The 18,873-nt window shown below is 64.1% G+C and carries 17 protein-coding genes and 1 pseudogene; 12 read left to right on the top strand and 6 right to left on the bottom strand.

Going from position 1 to position 18,873, the window contains the following annotated elements; genetic code table 11:
• Positions 1–38: 38 nt before the first annotated feature.
• Positions 39–929 carry a DUF4339 domain-containing protein gene (locus AC0WRY_RS01135; protein ID WP_491122550.1) on the bottom strand — a complete coding sequence of 297 codons (891 nt, stop codon included), beginning with the start codon at positions 927–929 and terminating at the stop codon, positions 39–41.
• 246 nt (positions 930–1,175) lie between these two features.
• Here AC0WRY_RS01135 and AC0WRY_RS01130 point away from each other — a divergent pair, with 246 nt between their 5' ends.
• From AC0WRY_RS01130 to AC0WRY_RS01095, 8 genes are all read left to right on the top strand, one after another.
• Positions 1,176–1,514 (top strand): P-II family nitrogen regulator, encoded by a 339-nt coding sequence (locus AC0WRY_RS01130; protein ID WP_027535359.1) that lies wholly within the window; start codon positions 1,176–1,178, stop codon positions 1,512–1,514.
• A 129-nt stretch (positions 1,515–1,643) separates the two neighbouring features.
• Complete coding sequence (locus tag AC0WRY_RS01125) at positions 1,644–2,945, top strand: ammonium transporter (protein WP_491122549.1); 1,302 nt, start codon at positions 1,644–1,646, stop codon at positions 2,943–2,945.
• A 307-nt stretch (positions 2,946–3,252) separates the two neighbouring features.
• On the top strand, positions 3,253–3,591 hold the full coding sequence (locus AC0WRY_RS01120; protein WP_008142813.1) for a P-II family nitrogen regulator: 339 nt from the start codon (positions 3,253–3,255) through the stop codon (positions 3,589–3,591).
• A gap of 38 nt (positions 3,592–3,629) precedes the next feature.
• Complete coding sequence (locus tag AC0WRY_RS01115; RefSeq protein ID WP_194405289.1) at positions 3,630–5,078, top strand: ammonium transporter; 1,449 nt, start codon at positions 3,630–3,632, stop codon at positions 5,076–5,078.
• Between the two features lie 217 nt (positions 5,079–5,295).
• Positions 5,296–5,700: a GFA family protein gene (locus AC0WRY_RS01110; RefSeq protein ID WP_194405288.1), complete on the top strand. Its 405-nt coding sequence runs from the start codon at positions 5,296–5,298 to the stop codon at positions 5,698–5,700.
• A 282-nt stretch (positions 5,701–5,982) separates the two neighbouring features.
• The gene (locus tag AC0WRY_RS01105; protein WP_194405287.1) at positions 5,983–7,197 is read left to right on the top strand and encodes an aminotransferase class I/II-fold pyridoxal phosphate-dependent enzyme; all 1,215 of its coding nucleotides are present in this window, start codon (positions 5,983–5,985) and stop codon (positions 7,195–7,197) included.
• A gap of 8 nt (positions 7,198–7,205) precedes the next feature.
• A complete protein-coding gene (locus AC0WRY_RS01100; protein ID WP_194405286.1) occupies positions 7,206–9,686 on the top strand; it encodes a DNA translocase FtsK in 2,481 nt (826 codons plus the stop codon).
• Positions 9,687–9,840: 154 nt separating this feature from the next.
• Positions 9,841–10,599, top strand: a complete 759-nt coding sequence (locus tag AC0WRY_RS01095; protein WP_194408125.1) for an outer membrane lipoprotein carrier protein LolA — start codon at positions 9,841–9,843, stop codon at positions 10,597–10,599.
• A 67-nt stretch (positions 10,600–10,666) separates the two neighbouring features.
• Here the strand turns inward: AC0WRY_RS01095 and AC0WRY_RS01090 are convergent.
• Positions 10,667–11,587: pseudogene (locus tag AC0WRY_RS01090) on the bottom strand (IS110 family RNA-guided transposase); the annotation flags it as partial.
• Positions 11,588–11,882: 295 nt separating this feature from the next.
• Here AC0WRY_RS01090 and xth point away from each other — a divergent pair.
• Positions 11,883–12,698 carry an exodeoxyribonuclease III gene (xth, locus tag AC0WRY_RS01085; protein ID WP_194405285.1) on the top strand — a complete coding sequence of 272 codons (816 nt, stop codon included), beginning with the start codon at positions 11,883–11,885 and terminating at the stop codon, positions 12,696–12,698.
• Positions 12,699–12,723: 25 nt separating this feature from the next.
• Here xth and AC0WRY_RS01080 read toward each other — a convergent pair whose 3' ends face one another.
• A complete protein-coding gene (locus AC0WRY_RS01080) occupies positions 12,724–13,167 on the bottom strand; it encodes a cyclic nucleotide-binding domain-containing protein (protein WP_194405284.1) in 444 nt (147 codons plus the stop codon).
• Positions 13,168–13,225: 58 nt separating this feature from the next.
• The gene (locus tag AC0WRY_RS01075) at positions 13,226–13,912 is read right to left on the bottom strand and encodes a response regulator transcription factor (RefSeq protein WP_007598630.1); all 687 of its coding nucleotides are present in this window, start codon (positions 13,910–13,912) and stop codon (positions 13,226–13,228) included.
• Between the two features lie 204 nt (positions 13,913–14,116).
• Here AC0WRY_RS01075 and AC0WRY_RS01070 point away from each other — a divergent pair, with 204 nt between their 5' ends.
• Positions 14,117–14,686 carry a L,D-transpeptidase family protein gene (locus AC0WRY_RS01070; protein ID WP_194405283.1) on the top strand — a complete coding sequence of 190 codons (570 nt, stop codon included), beginning with the start codon at positions 14,117–14,119 and terminating at the stop codon, positions 14,684–14,686.
• A 5-nt stretch (positions 14,687–14,691) separates the two neighbouring features.
• On the top strand, positions 14,692–15,477 hold the full coding sequence (locus tag AC0WRY_RS01065; protein WP_194405282.1) for a 2-keto-4-pentenoate hydratase: 786 nt from the start codon (positions 14,692–14,694) through the stop codon (positions 15,475–15,477).
• A 162-nt stretch (positions 15,478–15,639) separates the two neighbouring features.
• Here the strand turns inward: AC0WRY_RS01065 and AC0WRY_RS01060 are convergent, their stop codons facing one another.
• Positions 15,640–16,329, bottom strand: coding sequence for a YggS family pyridoxal phosphate-dependent enzyme (locus AC0WRY_RS01060; protein WP_194405281.1), 690 nt, complete (start codon positions 16,327–16,329; stop codon positions 15,640–15,642).
• 108 nt (positions 16,330–16,437) lie between these two features.
• Here AC0WRY_RS01060 and AC0WRY_RS01055 point away from each other — a divergent pair, with 108 nt between their 5' ends.
• Complete coding sequence (locus tag AC0WRY_RS01055; protein WP_194405280.1) at positions 16,438–18,135, top strand: diguanylate cyclase domain-containing protein; 1,698 nt, start codon at positions 16,438–16,440, stop codon at positions 18,133–18,135.
• On the opposite strand, the gene AC0WRY_RS01050 is transcribed toward AC0WRY_RS01055, so the two are convergent.
• Positions 18,132–18,842, bottom strand: coding sequence for an HAD hydrolase-like protein (locus AC0WRY_RS01050; protein WP_194405279.1), 711 nt, complete (start codon positions 18,840–18,842; stop codon positions 18,132–18,134). The genes AC0WRY_RS01055 and AC0WRY_RS01050 overlap by 4 nt on opposite strands.
• Between the last annotated feature and the right edge of the window lie 31 nt (positions 18,843–18,873).

Raw genomic sequence — 18,873 nt, 5'->3', positions numbered from 1 at the left:
ACCTCGAACGCGAGGTCTCGCGTTCGAGGCTTTTGAGCTCATGCACCAAGAGACCCGCGCGGAGCGAGCTCGGTCTGCGACGCGAACCAGTTCATGATCCAGCGATACACCCACGGAATCGGGATGATCAGGCTGCTCAGGATCGCAGCGACGATGCCGCGCCAGAGAATGTCGAGGCCCGAGCCCTTGAACACGATCTCGCGCCGCGTGCCCTCGATGCTGCGGCAGAACCAGCGCATCTGGGCTGCGGCGACCCAGGCCCAGCCGATGATGGTGATGATGGAAATCGCAAACAGCAAATTCCAGCCGATATAGGCCCAGACCGAGCCGGTGAAGCTCAAGCCCAGCGGCTGCCCGTTGGAGGCGAGGTTGGCGATCATCCATTTGACCAGCAGCCAGTAGAGCACGATCTGGACGATGAACAGCAGATTGCTCAGCAGCTGGCTGCCGACGAAACCGATCGCGATCGCCAGAACGATGAAGCCGAAGAACCATGGCACCAGCGTCATCGCAGTGCCGGTGAAGCTGAGATTCGGCCGTCCGGGGACCTTCACGCAGGGCACGATCCAGTTCAGGTACCAGACAAACAGCCACGGCACCGGGATGATGAAGCACGAGCCAATCACGAAGACGAGCGTGCGCCAGGTGAACTCGAGGATGCCGAAATCGACGGCCAGCGATCCGCCGCCGGCGTCACCAGCATAAACACGGGAGCCCATCATCGGCGGGCCGCCCGCCGGGATCATCGGCGGCGCGCCGCCGCCCCCGACCAGGCCGGGGATTTCGGCGGCCTTCTGCCAGCCGGCCATGCCCTCGGTCCACACCAGCGTATCCGGGCGCACCACACCCTGGGCAACGAGGTCGCGGAATTGCCCTTCCGGAAAGGGCCCCTGCTGCTTGCCCTCGGATGCGTAGAACCAACTCGCCATGAAGCGTCCCCTCAAAATACTTATGTACCGCTCGGCCGGCCCGGGTTCACCGTATCCATGCCAAAAATGCATTGTGAAGGATGAACGGTTGCCCTGTACAGAGGCGGCCGTTCACATGACCGCCCTTGGCCAAACGTTTTTGCGCTTCAATCTGCAAGTTTTTTGTGCCATTTGCCCGGAAAGATGCCAGATTGACGCAGCGCCGGGGACATACGGCGCGGCGCATCCCGGGGAATAGGCCTGACCATGAAACTCGTCGTCGCGATCATCAAACCCTTCAAGCTCGATGAGGTCCGCCAGGCCCTGACGGCGATCGGCGTCCACGGCATGACTGTGACCGAGGTGAAGGGTTATGGCCGGCAGAAGGGCCATACCGAGATCTATCGCGGCGCCGAATATGTCGTGAACTTCCTGCCCAAGCTGCGCATCGAAATCGCGGTGGCCTCCGACATCGCCGACAAGGCCGTCGGTGTGATCACGGCCTCCGCCCGCACCGGGCAGATCGGCGACGGCAAGATCTTCGTCACGCCGATCGATCACGCGCTGCGCATCCGCACCGGCGAAACCGACAGCGACGCGCTTTAGATTCTTGTTTTGACGCGTTTTCTTCACGCGAACCGGTATCCACTTCGCGCGAAAACGCTTTGATCTTCTTCGATCGCACCAGCAACGACGCTAGCTTGTGTGACGCCAATTGATGCCGGGGGGAACGATATGGCGGGATTGTTGCGCCGCGCAGCTGCCATGGCTGCGCCGATCGGAATTGCGTTGGTCATGGCCGCGCCGGCGCAAGCCGCGACAAGTGAGATCAACGCCGCCGATACCGCCTGGATGATCGTCGCCACCGCGCTGGTGCTGATGATGACGATCCCGGGCCTCGCCCTGTTCTATTCCGGCATGGTGCGCAAGAAGAACGTGCTCGCCACCATGGCGCAGAGCCTCGCCGCGGTCGCGCTGATCTCCATCCTCTGGGTCGCGTTCGGCTATTCGCTCTGCTTCGTCGGCGATGGCCCGTGGATCGGCACGCTCGACCGCTGGTTTCTCGCCGGCATGACCATGGACAGCGTCAATCCGGCGGCGAAGACCATCCCTGAAGCGCTGTTCATGCTGTACCAGATGACGTTTGCCATCATCACGGTGGCGCTGGTCGCAGGCTCGGTCGCCGACCGGATGCGGTTCTCCGCCTATCTTCTGTTCTCCGTGGCCTGGTTCATCTTCGTCTACATTCCGCTGGCGCATTGGGTGTGGGGCGGCGGCTTTCTCAACAGCATGGGCGTGCTGGATTTCGCCGGCGGCCTCGTGGTGCACCTGTCGGCCGGCACTTCCGGCCTCATTGCGGCGAAGGTGATGGGGCGTCGCCAAGGCTACGGCTCCGAAAATCTCTCGCCGTTCGATCTGTCGCTCGCGGTGATGGGCACCGGCCTGCTGTGGGTCGGCTGGTTCGGCTTCAACGGCGGCTCGGCCGGCGCGGCCAATTCACGCGCGGTGATGGCGATCATCGCCACGCATCTTGCGGCCTGCTCAGGCGCGTTGACCTGGGGTGCGATCGAATGGTCGACGCGGCGCAAGCCCTCCGTGCTCGGCATGATCTCCGGCGCGGTGGCCGGGCTTGGCACCATCACGCCGGCCTCTGGCTTCGTGGCGCCCTGGCACGGCATCGTCATCGGCATTGTCGCCGGTGCGGTCTGCTATTGGGCCTGCACCTGGCTGAAGCACCGCTTCAACTATGACGATTCGCTCGACGTGTTCGGCGTCCACGGCATCGGCGGCCTGACCGGGACCCTGCTCGCCGGCGTGTTCGCAACCAGCGCCATCGGCGGCACCGCCGGCCTGTTCGAGGGCCATCCGCAGCAGGTGCTGATCCAGTTGTACGGGATCGCCGCAACCTTCGTCTGGTCGGCCGGCGTGAGCTTCGTCCTGCTCAAGCTGGTCGGCCTGTTCGTGCCACTGCGCGTATCCCGTGAGCACGAGCTCGAAGGGCTGGATATTTCGCAGCACGGCGAAGCCCTGCAATAACGCTGACGCTACGTAATTACCTTTTTGCTGCCCGACACATGAGCAACATTGTGTCGGCAGCCTGTCGTGCACTCCTTTTGAGCAGACATGACCACGTTTTGGGCGCGACGGAATAGCGCACCGCACTGCAATACCCGCCAAACGCGAAAACCCCCGTTTTCATAGTCCATTAGGCAACGCGCCCGATCTGGCACGGCATTTGATTCTATGGGTCCGGCTGTGCCCGCGTAGTGAACTTCTCCCTCGTGGCGAACCAGTCGAGAACGCCCGGCCATGTCCGGACCGGGCCCAAGCGGGGATAGGACCCATGAAAATTGTTATGGCGATTATCAAGCCATTCAAGCTGGAAGAAGTCCGTGACGCCCTGACCGCCATCGGCGTTCACGGTCTCACGGTGACGGAAGTCAAGGGATATGGCCGCCAGAAGGGCCATACGGAAATCTATCGCGGTGCCGAATATGCCGTGAGCTTCCTGCCCAAGATCAAGATCGAGGTCGCTGTCGCCTCCGACCAGGTCGACAAGACCATCGACGCCATCACGTCCGCCGCCAAGACCGGACAGATCGGCGACGGCAAGATCTTCGTCATCAACCTCGACCACGCGGTGCGTATCCGCACCGGCGAGGCCGATGCCGCGGCCCTTTGATTTCGCGCTCAACCATTATCCAATCAGGAGTGAATAATATGACGTTCAAGCGTCCCTATGGCGCGGGATTGGCGGCTCTCGCAGTCGGCCTGTTCGCTGCGACCGCAGCCTACGCCGAGCCAACGGTCAACAAGGGAGACAACGCCTGGATGCTGACATCGACAGTGCTCGTGCTGTTGATGACGATTCCCGGCCTCGCGCTGTTCTACGGCGGTCTCGTCCGTTCCAAGAACATGCTCTCCGTCCTGATGCAGGTGTTCTACACCGTCTGCGTCGTCACCGTGATCTGGGCCGTGTACGGCTACAGCCTGGCCTTCACCGGCGGCTCCGACTTCATCGGCGGCTTCTCCAAGGCCTTCATGATGGGCGTCACCACCGACTCGAAGGCCGCGACCTTCTCGGTCGACGCCAACATCTCGGAGCTCATCTACATGTGCTTCCAGATGACCTTCGCGGCGATCACCCCCGCCCTCATCGTCGGCGCCTTTGCCGAGCGCATGAAGTTCTCGGCGATCGCGCTGTTCATCCCGCTCTGGGTCACGCTGATCTACTTCCCGATCGCGCACATGGTCTGGTACTGGCCGGGCCCGGACATGATCCAGGACGCTGCCAAGGCTCTTGCCGCGGCGACTGACGCGGCGGCGAAGACCGCGGCGCAGGCCAAGCTCGACGAGATCAACGCCGACGCCGGCTGGATCTTCAAGAAGGGCGCGATCGACTTCGCGGGCGGCACCGTGGTGCACATCAACGCCGGCATCGCAGGCCTCGTCGGCGCTCTCCTGATTGGCAAGCGCGTCGGTTACGGCAAGGAGCTGATGGCTCCGCACTCGCTGACCATGTCGATGATCGGCGCCTCGCTGCTCTGGGTCGGCTGGTTCGGCTTCAACGCCGGCTCCAACCTCGAAGCCAACGGCGGCGCAGCGCTCGCCATGACCAACTCCTTCGTCGCCACCGCGGCCGCCGCGCTGTCGTGGATGTTCGCGGAGTGGATCATCAAGGGCCATCCGTCGGTGCTCGGCGTCATCTCCGGCGCTGTCGCGGGCCTCGTGGCTGTCACCCCCGCCGCCGGCTTCTCCGGCGTGATGGGCGCGATCGTCCTCGGCCTCATCGTCGGCGTGGTCTGCCTGTTCTTCTGCACCGTCGTGAAGAACGCGCTCGGCTATGACGACTCCCTCGATGTGTTCGGCGTGCACTGCGTCGGCGGCATCGTCGGCGCCCTCGGCACCGGCATTCTCGTCAACCCCGCCCTCGGCGGCGCCGGCATCATCGACTATACCGCGATCCCGCCGAAGGTCGCCGACTACGACTTCGCGGCGCAGATGATGTCCCAGATCTGGGGCGTCGGAACTACGCTGGTGTGGTCGGGCGTCGGTTCGGCGATCCTCTACAAGGTCGTCGACGTGATCGTCGGTCTGCGCACCAATGTCGAGAGCGAGCGTGAAGGCCTCGACATCACCGAGCACACCGAGCGCGCCTACAACATGTAAGGCTCCTCCCGGGCGCGGTCTCCCCGGAGACCGCGTCCACAACTACGGTCCGGGCACATACCCGGCAATGCCCTGACCGTTGAGGGGCTCCAGCGCAAGCTGGAGCCCCTTTCTTTTCGCGCGGCTGTTTTTGATTTCGCAGCGAAGAAAGGGATTGCCATTCCGCACCGGCGGCGCAGAAATGTCGCCCATAAGAAACAACAAGCGGGAGGTCGTCATGCGTTTGGAAGGCGGATGTTATTGCGGCGAAGTGCGCTACCAGGCCGAGGGCGACCCGATGATGCAGGCCCAGTGTCATTGCCGCGAGTGCCAGTACATCTCGGGCGGCGCGCCCAACACCTTCATCGCGATGCCGGTGGCCGGCTTCAGCTACACCAAGGGTCAGCCCAAGCAGTTCACCCGCAAGGACCTCGAACGCGCCGTCACGCGTGAGTTCTGCGCCGAATGCGGCACCCATCTGGTGACCAAGGTTCCGGGCCTGCCCGCCGTGGTGGTGAAGGTCGGCACGCTGGACGATCCGACCCAGTTCCATCCGCAGATGGCGATCTACACCTGCGACATCCAGGAATTCCATGCGATCCCCGCGGGCATGAAGACGTTCGAGAAACTGCCGGGGCGCTGAGGCCGGGAGGCTTGCCAAGCTCGTCATGCTCGGGCTTGTCCGGGGCATCCAGTTTCTTGAGTGCTGCCCGAAAGGCGTGGATGGCCGGGACAAGCCCGGCCATGACGCAGCCCCCGAACACGCCCGCATCCCGTTGTTATCCGGCCTCAATATTCCAGCTCTGGACGCACCTGCCGACCGATGGTTAATCGCGTCTTAACCTCGCCCTATCTATGGTGAACTGAACCGCTTCCTGCCGGCGCCGTGCTGCGACCGGCTGTTCCAAGAGTACTGGCGCCCAGAATGGTCATGACCGCTTCATCCCGTGCGCCGCAGGCCGGTGGAAGCTCCAACAACGAACGCTCGCCCTTCGTCCGTCTGAACGAGCTGCTGGCGCCGCATCAGCCTGGCAAGCCCTTGATTTCGCTTGCGGTCGGCGAACCGCAGCATCCCGTGCCCGATTTCGTCGGGCCGGTGCTGGCCAAGCACATCGCCGATTTCGGGCGTTACCCGATGAACCAGGGCACCGACCCGTTCCGCCAGGCCGCAAGCGCCTGGATGTCGTCGCGCTTCAAGCTGCCGCGGGCGCTCGACCCCAAGGGCGAGATTCTCGTGCTCAATGGCAGCCGGGAGGGCCTGTTCCTCGCCGCGATCGCAGCCGCGCGCTATGTCGGCCCGCGCCCCGGCAAGCCCGCCATCCTGATGCCGAACCCGTTCTATCCAGTCTATGGCGCCGGCGCTCTCGCTGCCGCCTGCGAGCCAGTCTATCTGCCGACCACGGTCGAAAACGGCTTCCTGCCTGATCTCGACGCCATCGACGAGGCAACGCTGGCGCGCACCGTGGCGTTCTATCTGGCCTCGCCTGCCAACCCGCAAGGCTCGGTCGCCTCGCGCGATTACTTCACGCGCCTGAAGCGCCTCGCCGATCGCTACGGCTTCATGATCCTCAGCGACGAATGCTATTCGGAGATCTACACCCGCGAAGCGCCGGGCAGCGCGCTCGAATGCGCGGGCGCGGATTTCACCCGCGTGGCCGCGTTCCAGTCGCTATCGAAGCGCTCGAACCTGCCGGGCCTGCGCGTCGGCTTCGCCGCCGGCGACAAGATATTCATCGGCATGTTCCTGGAGCTGCGCAACATCGCAGCGCCCCAGGTGCCGGTGCCGCTGCAGCATGTCGCGACCTTCGCCTACGGCGACGAAGCGCATGTCGAGGAGAACCGCAGGCTGTACCGGATCAAGTTCGACCTCGCCGACCAGATCATCGGCAACCGTTACGGCTATCGCCGGCCCGATGCCGGCTTCTGCGTCTGGCTCAATACGTCGGGGATCGGCGACGACGTGTCCGTGACGCTCAAGCTTTTCAAGGAAGCAGGTGTGCGCGTGGTGCCCGGCAGCTTCCTGGCGCGACAGCAACCTGACGGATTCAATCCCGGCGCGGGCTACATTCGTCTCGCGCTGGTGCAGGATGGTGAGACCACGGCGCAGGCGTTGCATCGCCTGGTCGAGACTCTGGGTTAGGCGGGCCCGTGAGCATGTCGGCAATCGAACGTGTCATTCCACTGGTCGGCCATCTGCCGCCATCGATCCGTGAGGGTCTGGCGCGGCGCATGCGCGAACTCTCCGGCCTCGGCCTGATCGCGCTGGCGGGCGTCGCCTCGGCCGCGCTGATGACCTGGTCGGTGCAGGATCCCAGCCTCAGCCACGCCACCTCGCGGCCGATCCGCAACATCCTCGGCTATGCCGGCGCGATCGGCGCCGATCTTGCGATGCAGATCCTCGGGCTCGGCGCGATCATGCTGGTCTTGACCGTCGCGGTCTGGGGCTGGCGCATGATGACGCATCGCCCGTTCGACCGCGAAGCGCTGCGGCTCGGCTCCTGGATTCTCTGCACGGTCATCGCGGCGGGCTTCGTCAGCTGCTGGCCCCATGGCGGCGCATGGCCACTGCCAACCGGCCTCGGCGGCGTCGTCGGCGATGCCCTGGTGCGCGCGCCCGCGGTGATTTTCGGACCGCCGGGCACGATCTATCGCATCGTGCTCGGCACGATCCTGTTCGCTGCGATGGCCGCGACCTTTCTGATTGCCTGCGGCCTCGGCGCCCGTGAGCATGACGACGAGCTCGCGGAGATCGAGGACGACGACAAGCCGCTCGAGGAAGACGATGAGAGCGATCGCGGTTCGGTGTCGCTGGGCTGGCTGTTCCATGCGCTGATGAGCACGAAGGCGCGGCTGATCTGGCTGTGTGGCGCCGCCTACCGTTCGCTGGTCTCGAGCGGACCGAAGACCAAGGCCGTGGCGTTCAGCCGGCAGGAGCCGAATCTCGGAGGCGGGCGCTCCGCGCCCTCGATCTCGCCGCAGTCCGACGACGAAGACGACGAGGATCAGCACGAGGAAGAGGAAGACGAGGAGGAGGAAGAGGAGGAGCCCGTCGCGCGCGCACCGCGCAAGAAGGCTTCGCCGAAGGCCTCCCCCAAGAAATCCTCCGACAAATTCGAGCTTCCGTCCGTGTCCGTGCTGGCCGCGCCCAAGGCCGGCGATCGCCAGCCGCTCAGCAAGGCCGAGCTGGAAGCCAATTCGCGCTCGCTCGAAGGCGTGCTGCAGGATTTCGGCGTGCGCGGCGAGATCGTGAAAGCCAATCCAGGCCCCGTGGTCACGCTGTACGAGCTGGAGCCCGCGCCCGGCATCAAATCCTCGCGCGTGATCGGGCTTGCCGACGACATCGCCCGCTCGATGAGCGCGCTGTCGGCGCGCGTCGCCGTCGTGCCTGGCCGCAACGCCATCGGCATCGAGCTGCCGAACGCGCATCGCGAAAAGGTCTATTTGCGCGAATTGCTGATCGCCAAGGAAGCAACCGACACGGTGGCCAAGCTGCCGCTCTGCCTCGGCAAGACCATCGGCGGCGACCCCGTCATCATCGACCTCGCGCGCACGCCGCACATGCTGATCGCCGGCACCACCGGCTCCGGCAAATCGGTCGCCATCAACACCATGATCCTCAGCCTGGTCTACCGGCTGCGCCCGGACCAGTGCCGCCTGATCATGGTCGATCCGAAGATGCTCGAACTCTCCGTCTATGACGGCATTCCCCATCTGCTCACGCCCGTCGTGACCGACCCGAAGAAGGCGGTGGTCGCGCTGAAATGGGCCGTGCGCGAGATGGAAGAGCGCTACAAGAACATGGCCAAGCTCGGTGTGCGCAACATCGACGGCTACAACACGCGCCTGCTCGAATTGAAGGCCAAGGGCGAGGAGCCGACGCGCACGGTGCATACCGGCTTCGACAAGGAGACCGGCAAGGCGATCTACGAGGAAGAGAAGCTCTCGCTCGACCCGCTGCCCTACATCGTCATCATCGTCGACGAAATGGCCGACCTGATGATGGTCGCCGGCAAGGACATCGAAGGCGCGGTGCAGCGCCTCGCGCAGATGGCGCGCGCCGCCGGCCTGCACGTGATCCTGGCGACGCAGCGTCCGTCGGTCGACGTCATCACCGGTACCATCAAGGCGAACTTCCCGACCCGCATCGCCTTCCAGGTCACGTCCAAGATCGACAGCCGCACCATTCTCGGCGAGATGGGCGCCGAGCAATTGCTCGGCCAGGGCGACATGCTCTACATGGCCGGCGGCGGCCGCATCAGCCGCGTGCACGGGCCCTTTGCGTCCGACGACGAAGTCGAGAAGGTGGTGCGTCACCTCAAGACGCAGGGACAACCGGAATATCTCGAGGCGGTGACCGCCGAAGAGCCGACCGAAGACGAGGACGGCGGCGCCGTGTTCGACGCCAGCGGCATGGGCGCGGACGGCGGCGGCGATCTCTTCCAGCAGGCCGTTGCGATCGTCAAACGCGACCGCAAGGCTTCGACCAGCTATATCCAGCGCCGCCTGCAAATCGGCTATAACCGCGCCGCATCGCTGATGGAACGCATGGAACTGGAAGGCATCGTCGGACCCGCCAACCACGCCGGCAAGCGCGAGATTCTGGTCGAGGAAGAAGACAGCCATATGTGAGGCGAGGAGCCTCGACGAGACATCATTTCACGCAAAATCGATATCTGCTTTTGCCCGAAATCACGCTAAAAGGCGCCTAGACATACAGGACGACGCGTTGATCAGACATCCGGACATTCGATTCGCTGCCAATATCGCTGCGCGAAGCGCGCGCGTGGCCGGCGTGCTGCTCGTCACTGCCGCGATGGTGACCGCGACGTCGTTCGCGCAGACCGTGCCGGTGCCGAAGCCCGCGCCGAAGGGCCGTGATGGTGCTCAATCCGGGGGCAGTGGACCCGCTGTCACCGGCGCGACGCAGACGCCGCCGAATCCAGTGATCCCCGATCCGCGCCGCAACGTGCCGAGCAGCATCTTCCAGACCTTCGATGCCAACCAGAAGGCGCAGGCGGCCAAGGTCAGCGCCTATCTCTCGTCGCTTTCGACGCTGGTCGGGAATTTCGTCCAGGTCGGCCCCGACGGCAGCAAGACGCAGGGCGATTTCTACATCCAGAAGCCGGGCAAGGTGCGCTTCGAATATGACGCGCCGAGCCCGATCGACATCGTCGCGGACGGATCGTCGCTGGTGGTGCGCGACCGCAAGCTCGCGACCCAGGACGTCTATCCGCTGTCGCAGACGCCGCTGCGCTTCCTGTTGTCCGACCGCATCGACCTGATGAAGGACACCAATGTCGTTGGCGTCTCGGCCGACGACGTCTTCGTCAGCGTCACCATCGAGGAGAAGCAGGCGCTGGTCGGCACCAGCCGCCTGCTCTTGATGTTCGGCGCCAAGGACGGCCAGCTCAAGCAGTGGACCGTCACCGATCCGCAGGGCTACGACACCACGATCGCGGTCTACAATCTGGATTCGAGCAAGAAGCTCGATCCCGGCATGTTCAAGATCGATTTCACCAATTACGGCCCGGCGCCGGGCTAGTCCCGTCTCGTGTCCCGGACGCGACGCAGCGCGTAGCGGTGCGGCGCATAGCCGGTCTAGTGTACAGGTACGGCTTTCGATCGCGGATGATGGCGTTGAGGACCGTCAACAGCTTCCTGGCAACGGCAATGAGAGCGAGCTTGGCAGGTTTACCGGCCTGTCGCAGTCGAGCGTAGAAGGCCTTGAATGGATCGGCCCGGCGGACCGCATTGAGAGCGGCCATGTAGAGGGCATCGCGGACGCGCTTTCGGCCCCCGACGATCTTCCGCTTGCCGCGGTAAGCGCCGCTGTCGACGTTGAAGGGAGCCAGGCCGGCGAGCGCGGCCACCTGCTTCGGTCCCACTTTTCCGAGTTCCGGCATCTGCGCGATCAGCTGCATGCAGGTTACGGGGCCCACGCCGGGAAGTGACCGCATCAACTGCGCATCATCGGAGACCTCCGGCTCAGTCTTGATCAGTGCGCTAATATCGGCCTCGATTGCGGCGATCTCATTGTCGAGGACTTCAATGAGCCGACCGATGCGATCGGCCATGGCGCGGTCCTCGGCCTCGCTGCGCCTGTTCTTCTCCTGGGCACGCATGAGAACCAGTTGATCCCGCCGTTTTGCAAGCCCCGCCAGGGCATTGCGGGCAGGATTGGCAGCCTGCTCAGCGGCAGGCTGCATGGCCCGGGCAAAGCTCGCCAGCATCCGGGCATCGATCGGGTCGGTCTTGGCGAGCTGGCCGCTGGCGCGCGCAAAGTCCCGGGCCCGGGCCGGGTTGATCCGGGCAAAGCGGATGCCGGCCTGGCTGAGCGCCTCACGAAGCTCAAGGTCATAGACGCCCGTGGCTTCAAAGACGACCAGCACATCGCATCGCCAACGCGCCGCGATCTGTGTGATGGCCTGCGGCGCGTTGGCGATGCGCTCCGGCACGCCCAGGCTCTCATCGAAGATATCGAGATATCGTTTGGAGACGTCGATTCCGACGTAACGAGGGCGTATGATCATGGTGCCTGTCCCTGTGATGCGAGGTCTGTTGGCGCAGCCTCGTGCAACTGTTCAGGTTGATAAATGGAACGGGCGGGAGACCGAGCCGGCTCACGGCGTCAAGCGCCAAGGACCCAACGGCTTCCCGCCCACTCCACCATGACAGGATTTCGATACACAGGGACCCAGAATGCAGCGCAGTGGGCCCCGACTCTGCAGCGCGTCCGGGGCACGAGAGATTGTCGTGGATGGCCATAGTCGGTCTATCGCGCACGGGTGCTTTCCCCGCGCCAATCCATGCTAAGACGCATTTCCCATGCGTTTTTCCCTGACAACCTGGAACATCAATTCGGTGCGGCTGCGCATCGATCTGGTCGCGAAATTCCTCAAAAGCGCGCGGCCCGACGTGCTGTGCCTGCAGGAGACCAAGTGCATCGACGATGCCTTCCCGCTGAAGCGCTTCAAGCGACTCGGCTATGAGCACGTCGCGCTGAACGGGCAGAAGGGCTATCACGGCGTCGCCATCGTCTCGAAGATTCCGTTCGAGTCAAAGGACATCCGTACCTTCTGCGACAAGGTGGATTCGCGCCACATCTCCGTTTCGTTCGGCGAGAAGGCGAATATCGCAAAGCCGCTGGTGCTGCATAATTTCTACGTGCCCGCCGGCGGCGACATTCCCGATCCCGCGGTGAACGAGAAGTTCGATCACAAGCTTCGCTTCCTCGACGAGATGAAGGCGTGCGAGCCGCTGCATCCGCGCGGAGAGGATCGCCACATCCTGGTCGGCGATCTCAACGTCGCCCCGCACGAGAACGACGTGTGGTCGCACAAGCAGCTGCTGAAGGTCGTCTCGCACACGCCTGTCGAAACGGAAAAGCTCCAGGCCGCGCTCGAGGCCGGCGAATGGGTCGACGTCGCACGTGACCGCATTCCGATGTCCGAGAAGGTCTACACGTGGTGGAGCTATCGCTCCGCCGACTGGACCGTCGGCGATCGCGGCCGCAGGCTCGACCACATCTGGGTGTCGCGCGCATTGAAGGATGCCGTCAGCGATTTCAAAATCCTGCGCGATGCGCGGAGCTGGGAGCGGCCGTCCGACCATGTGCCCGTGACGGTGACGCTGGACGTATAAGTTCGTAGCCCGGATGGAGCGGTAATCAGGACGTCAGCTTCGCGCCCGCCATCAAGATGTCGCTCGCGATCTGGCTCGAGCGCACCGCGAATTCATCGCGCAGGCGAACGGCAGCAGCGGGGTCACTCTCGAGCACGCGCTGGAACAGGCTGCGGGCGACGCGGATGACGGAGGAGTGCTCCAGAGCGATCGCGCTCGACGGACGCTTCATCGGCACCACCAGCGCGAGCTCGCCGATCAGCGCGCCGGGACCGGCGATCATTTCGGCGCCGGCGCCGTCGTCGACCCGGAACGCGCCGCGCTGGACCACGAAGCCGGCATCGGCGTCGTCGCCGAGATTGAACAGGGTGTCGCCGCGGACGAAGTCACGCTGCTCGGACCCGATCGCCAGCATGCGCAACGAGGCGTCGCCCAACAGGCGCAGTGTCGGAACTCGCTCGAGAAGCGCTACGTCGTCGTCGATTGACATTCAGATCCGAGGCTCAAGGGCATGCGATCTAAAACGATTCGCACGCCCTTCAAGCGTATCACGGCACCAGCTTGTAGCCACCGGCTTCCGTGACCAGGATTTCCGGGTTGGCGGCGTCCTTCTCGATCTTCTGGCGCAGGCGGTAGATGTGGGTTTCCAGCGTGTGGGTGGTGACGCCGGAATTATAGCCCCAGACCTCCTGGAGCAGGGTCTCGCGCGAGACCGGCATCTGGCCGGCGCGGTAGAGGAAGCGGAGGATGGCGGTTTCCTTCTCCGTCAGGCGCACCTTGCGGGCATTGGCCGCGGTGAGCATTTTCGAGCCGGGACGGAAGGAGTAGGGGCCGACCGAGAACACCGCGTCCTCGCTGGCCTCGTGCTGGCGGAGCTGGGCGCGGATGCGGGCCAGCAGGACGGCGAAGCGGAAGGGCTTTGCCACATAGTCGTTGGCGCCGGATTCCAGCCCCAAAATCGTATCGGAATCGGTGTCGTGACCGGTCAGCATGATGATCGGAGCCTTGAAGCCACCCTTGCGCAGGGAGCGGACCACCTCACGGCCGTCGGTGTCCGGCAGGCCGACATCCATCAGAACGAGATCGGGGGCATTGGCCTTGGCGGCGCTCGCGCCCTTGGCGCCGGTATCGACGGCGGAGGCCTCAAATTCTTCGTGTAGCGATAATTGCTCCACCAACGTATCGCGCAGATCGGTATCGTCATCCACGATCAGGATCTTGCGGGCATTGGCCATAGGGGGTCATCCTTTTGGGGTCCGGCTCGGCGCGCATCCAATGCCGCACCCAGCCGTGAGGGGAAGTTTAGGGGTCGCTGTTGTTATTGTTGTTCGTGTTGAAGTAGTGGGCTGTCACCGATTCACAAGCCAGAACCACTCTAACTCAGAATAGCAGGGCGTTTCGATGAATGTCCTGTAATGAATTCGACATTGCACGTTCACATGAAAAATAGAGCTGTTTCAGTCGGTTACACCATGAATCGAAGTGCCGGACCGCTTCGAACGATCCGCGTTAAGCCTGCCGCCGGCAATCCGCGGCGAGGCTGGCTGATCGCGGGCTCGCTGACCATTCCGGTCGCGCTGGGGCGGGGCGGCATCCTGGCCAACAAGCGCGAGGGCGACGGCGGCACCCCCCGAGGCAGCTTCCGTCCCCGGCGATTGTGGTGGCGGGGCGACCGGCACAGCCGTCCGCAGAGCTTCTTGCCGGCCCGGACCATCACGGCAGCCGACGCCTGGTGCGAGGATCCGAAGGACCGCCATTACAACCAGGGAATCCGGCTGAGCGAGGGGCAGGGCGGCGACCGCCTCAAGCGCACAGATCATCTCTATGACTTCATCATCGAGATCGACCACAATACCAGGCCGCGGATTGCCGGCCGCGGCAGCGCGGTATTTTTGCACCTGGCCCGCGACAATTTCGGCCCGACTGCGGGCTGCGTCTCGATGACGAAATCTGCGATGCTGCAATTGGTTCGGCGCCTGGGCCCACAAACAAGAATCATCATCGGGTGAGACCAATGCTCGACAAGGATCAGATCGCGGCCGCATCGCGCGTGCTCGTTCAACATTGGCGCGACGGCTCCAAGCTTGACGCGCTGGAGGCTCCGGTGCGACCGCAGAGCCGAATCGAGGGCTACGCCATCCAAGCTGCGCTCGAAACCCAGTCTCTGGGAGAATTGTTCGGCTGGAAGATCGCAGCCACGAGCGTATCAGGACAGCAGCACATCAATGTCACCGGACCGCTGGCCGGTCGCATCATGAGCGACACGGTCATCGCCGACGGAGGGACTGCGTCGATGAAGGGCAACGAGATGCGCGTGGGCGAGCCTGAATTCACCTTCCGCATGGGACGCGACCTGCCGCCGCGCCCAGCGTCGTACACCGTCGACGAGGTGCTGTCCGCCGTCGACAGCTTCCATCCCGCGATCGAGATTCCCGATTCGCGCTTTGGCGATTTCGCCAGCGCCGGCGAGGCGCAGCTCATCGCCGACAATGCCTGCGCGCATCTGTTCGTGCTGGGCGAGGCGACGGCTGCGAACTGGCGTACGATGGATCTCGTCGAGGAGCGGCCGCAGATCACGGTGCGCGGCGAGCGTTATGTCGGTCACGGCAAGAACGTGCTCGGCGATCCCCGCGTCGCGCTCGCCTGGCTCGCCAATGAGCTCTCCGGGCTCGGCATCACCTTGCGGGCAGGGCAGGTGGTGACGACCGGCACGTGCCATCCACCGCTGCCGATTGCGGCCGGCGATCACATGACGGTGGACTTTGGGGTGTTGGGGACGGTGGCGGTGGGGTTCGTGTAGGCAACTCACACTCTCCTGTCGTCCCTGCGAACGCAGGGATCCATAACCCCAGGGAGAAGTTTGGCGAAGACCGGAGTCACCTAACTTTCGCCGGTACGAACACCGGTGATCAAATGAGAGATCACGCGGTATGGGTCCCTGCCTTCGCAGGGACGACAGCAATCACCTGTGCCCGAAGATCGCACTTCCCACCCGCACATGGGTGGCACCCAGCATGATTGCGGTGGCGAAATCCGCGCTCATGCCCATCGAGAGATTGGTCAATCCATTGCGCGCGGCGATCTTGGCGGTCAGCGCGAAATGCGCGGCCGGCGGTTCGTCGACCGGCGGGATGCACATCAAGCCCGATATCGTCAGCCCATAGGTGTCGCGGCAGCTGGCGAGGAAGGCGTCGGCCTCTCCGGGCGCGATGCCGGCCTTCTGCGGCTCCTCGCCGGTGTTGATCTGGACGAAGAGCTGCGGGTGCTTGTTCTGTGATTTGATTTCCTTGGCTAACGCTTGGCAAATGCTCGGACGGTCCACCGAGTGGATGGCATCGAACAGCGCGACCGCCTCTTTCGCCTTGTTGGATTGCAACGGTCCGATCAGATGCAGCGCGATGCCGGGGTAAACAGACGTTAACGCGGGCCACTTGCCTTTGGCCTCCTGCACCCGATTCTCACCGAATACGCGCTGTCCGGCGTCGATGATCGGGATAATGGCGTCCGCGGCGAACGTCTTGGACACGGCGATCAGCGTCACGGAGGCGCGATCGCGCCGCGCATCCTTGCAGGCGCGTGCAATTTCGGCTTCGACCGCGGCAAGCGCGTTTGGTGAATGGCCGGTTACCGGCGCGGCGTTTTCATCTGTCATGACGTCGACTGATTAAGGACGTAACTGGGGTAAGTCCAATTTTACCGAGTTCAAGAAAGAGTTTTTGAACCCTTCGCTTTACCTTGCCCATCGGGGTGGGTAGCGAAGATGGCAAGCATCAGTCTCAACCGCAAGCGAGCGAAACTCAAGCAGGTTCTCGGGATCCGAGCGCGGCTTGCGTTGCTCGCGGTGATTCTGGTGGCACCCTTGATGCTCGAGCGCATTCGTTCGCTCGAAGACACCCGCGCCCGGCAGATCGCGCAGGCCACGATTGAATTCACCACCGTCGCAAGGCACAGCGCCGACGCGCAGCGCGAGGTGATCTCGTCGGTCGAGACCATCCTGAAGTCGGAAGCTTTCATCCGCGCCTCCGCCGGCGGCGTCAGCAAGAGCTGCGACGTGCTGCGCGCGAGCCTGCCGTCGAATCTGCCCTGGATCCGTACGCTTCTGATCGCAGGCCAGGACGGACGCATCCAATGCGCCACCAACAACATGTATGTCGGCCTCGACCTCAGCGACCGGCCGTATTTTCAGCAGGCCCAGGAAACCGGCCGCTTCGTGCTGAGCGATTTCATCCTGTCGCGCCCGGTGCAGACGCCAACCGTCATGGCGGTCTACCCGGTGTCCGCCTTCAGCGGCGTCGCCGATGCCGTCGTGCTCGCCACGGTCAACCTCGACTGGATGTCGAAGGTGATGAGCAATCTGGGCGGCCGCGCCGGCATCACCGCCGTGCTGGTCGACAGCGCAGGCACCGTGCTGGCCGCGCCGGCCGACCAGCACAGCGCGGTCGGCCGTCCGCTCGACAACATGCCGCTGATGTCCGCCATCGCCGACCGGGCGCTGCGCTCAGACCAGGACGAGGGCGCGCTGTCTTTCCTCGCCGCCGACGGCTCGCGCCGCGCGGTCAGCTACATCCGCATCGCGGGCACCAATGCCCGCCTGATCGCCAGCATCGACGAGGACAAGGTGTCCGCGGCGGTCAGCCGCGACATCCGCACCGCCTATCTCCAGCTCGCTTTCGTCGTGGTGTTCGTCCTGCTCGGCGCGCTGATCGCTGCCGAGAAGCTCGTCATCAAGCCGATCGAGATGCTGGTCGACATGGCCAAGCGTCTCGGCGAGGGCGATCTGTCGGCCCGCGCGGCGCGCAATCGCCTGCCGGCCGAGTTCGTGCCGCTGGCCCGCGCGTTCAACGCGATGGCCGCGCAACTGAGCCAGCGCGAACGCGAGCTGATCGCGAGCAACGACCGGCTGACGGTGATGGCCTCGATCGACATGCTCTCGGGCCTTGCCAACCGCCGCGGCTTCCAGAGCCGGCTCGACTTCGAATGGATGCGCGCGCAGCAATATGGCAGCGACCTCGCGCTGCTGATGATCGACGTCGACCATTTCAAGCTGTTCAACGACACCTATGGTCATCTCGAAGGCGATTCCTGCCTGACCAGGCTCGGCGAATCGCTGTCCGGCATCGCCGCCGACACGATGGGCTTTGCGGCGCGCTATGGCGGCGAGGAATTCTGCCTGCTGCTGCCGAACACCGATGTGAACAGCGCCGTGAAAATCGGCGAACAGGTGCGCGCGGCGGTGCTGAAACTGTGCCTGCCGCACATCACCTCGGCCCATATGATCGTCACCGTCTCGATCGGCGTTGCCGCGACGAAGCCCAACGAGGCCTTGCGTCCCGGCGATTTGATCGAAGCCGCCGACGCCGCGCTCTACGCCGCCAAGCACCGTGGCCGCAACAATGTCGTCGAGCACGGCATCCAGGCGATCGAGAGCGGCGCGGCTGATATGATGATGGCGGGCTAATATCGCCCGGCGGCGGCGGTCAGGCCGGTATCGACAAAGCCTGCCCTTGTCTCGACATACGCGACGCGAAAATCGTCCGGCGACTTGGCAAAGTGCCGGCATCCAGCCGCCTTCAGTTCGTCCTCGGACCCATATCCCCACAGGGCACCAATCGGCAGCACGCCGTTGTCGATTGCCCCGATGATATCGTAGGAGCGGTCACCCACCATCACAGCCTTGCTGCTGTCCGCCTGCGCGGCCGCAAGGGCCCGGCCGACGAGATCGGTCTTGGTATCGGTTTCGGCCAGTCCGGCACCGATCACGCCAGCCACATAGCGATCGAGCTTGAGATAGCTCACCACCTCGATCGCCTGGTTCTGCGGTTTGGAGGTCACCACCCAGATCGCCGAACCGCGCATCTGGATGCTGCGAAGCAGATCAATTACGCCCGGATACAATTCATTGGCAACGATGCCGGTCCGCTCGAAAAGCGCACGGAAGGCCGTCATTCCGTGGTCGATTTCAGCTTGGCTGACGTCGGGGCGCATCGCGCGAAACACCTGAGGCAGCGGCGTTCCCAGGAAGGTCTTGAGCCGGGCGTCCGGCACCCCGTGGACACCGATCACCTCCAGGCCGCGGCGAAACGCAGGATAGAGGCCTGCCCTAGAATCGGTCAGGGTTCCGTCGAGGTCGAAGAAATAGGCCTGCATGCCCCCAATATAGGTCATCGGGCGGCGATCCGAAACCGGCCAATGCGCG

Source organism: Bradyrhizobium sp. T-12 (assembly GCF_058314695.1).
This window is presented reverse-complemented; position numbering and strand designations above follow the sequence as displayed.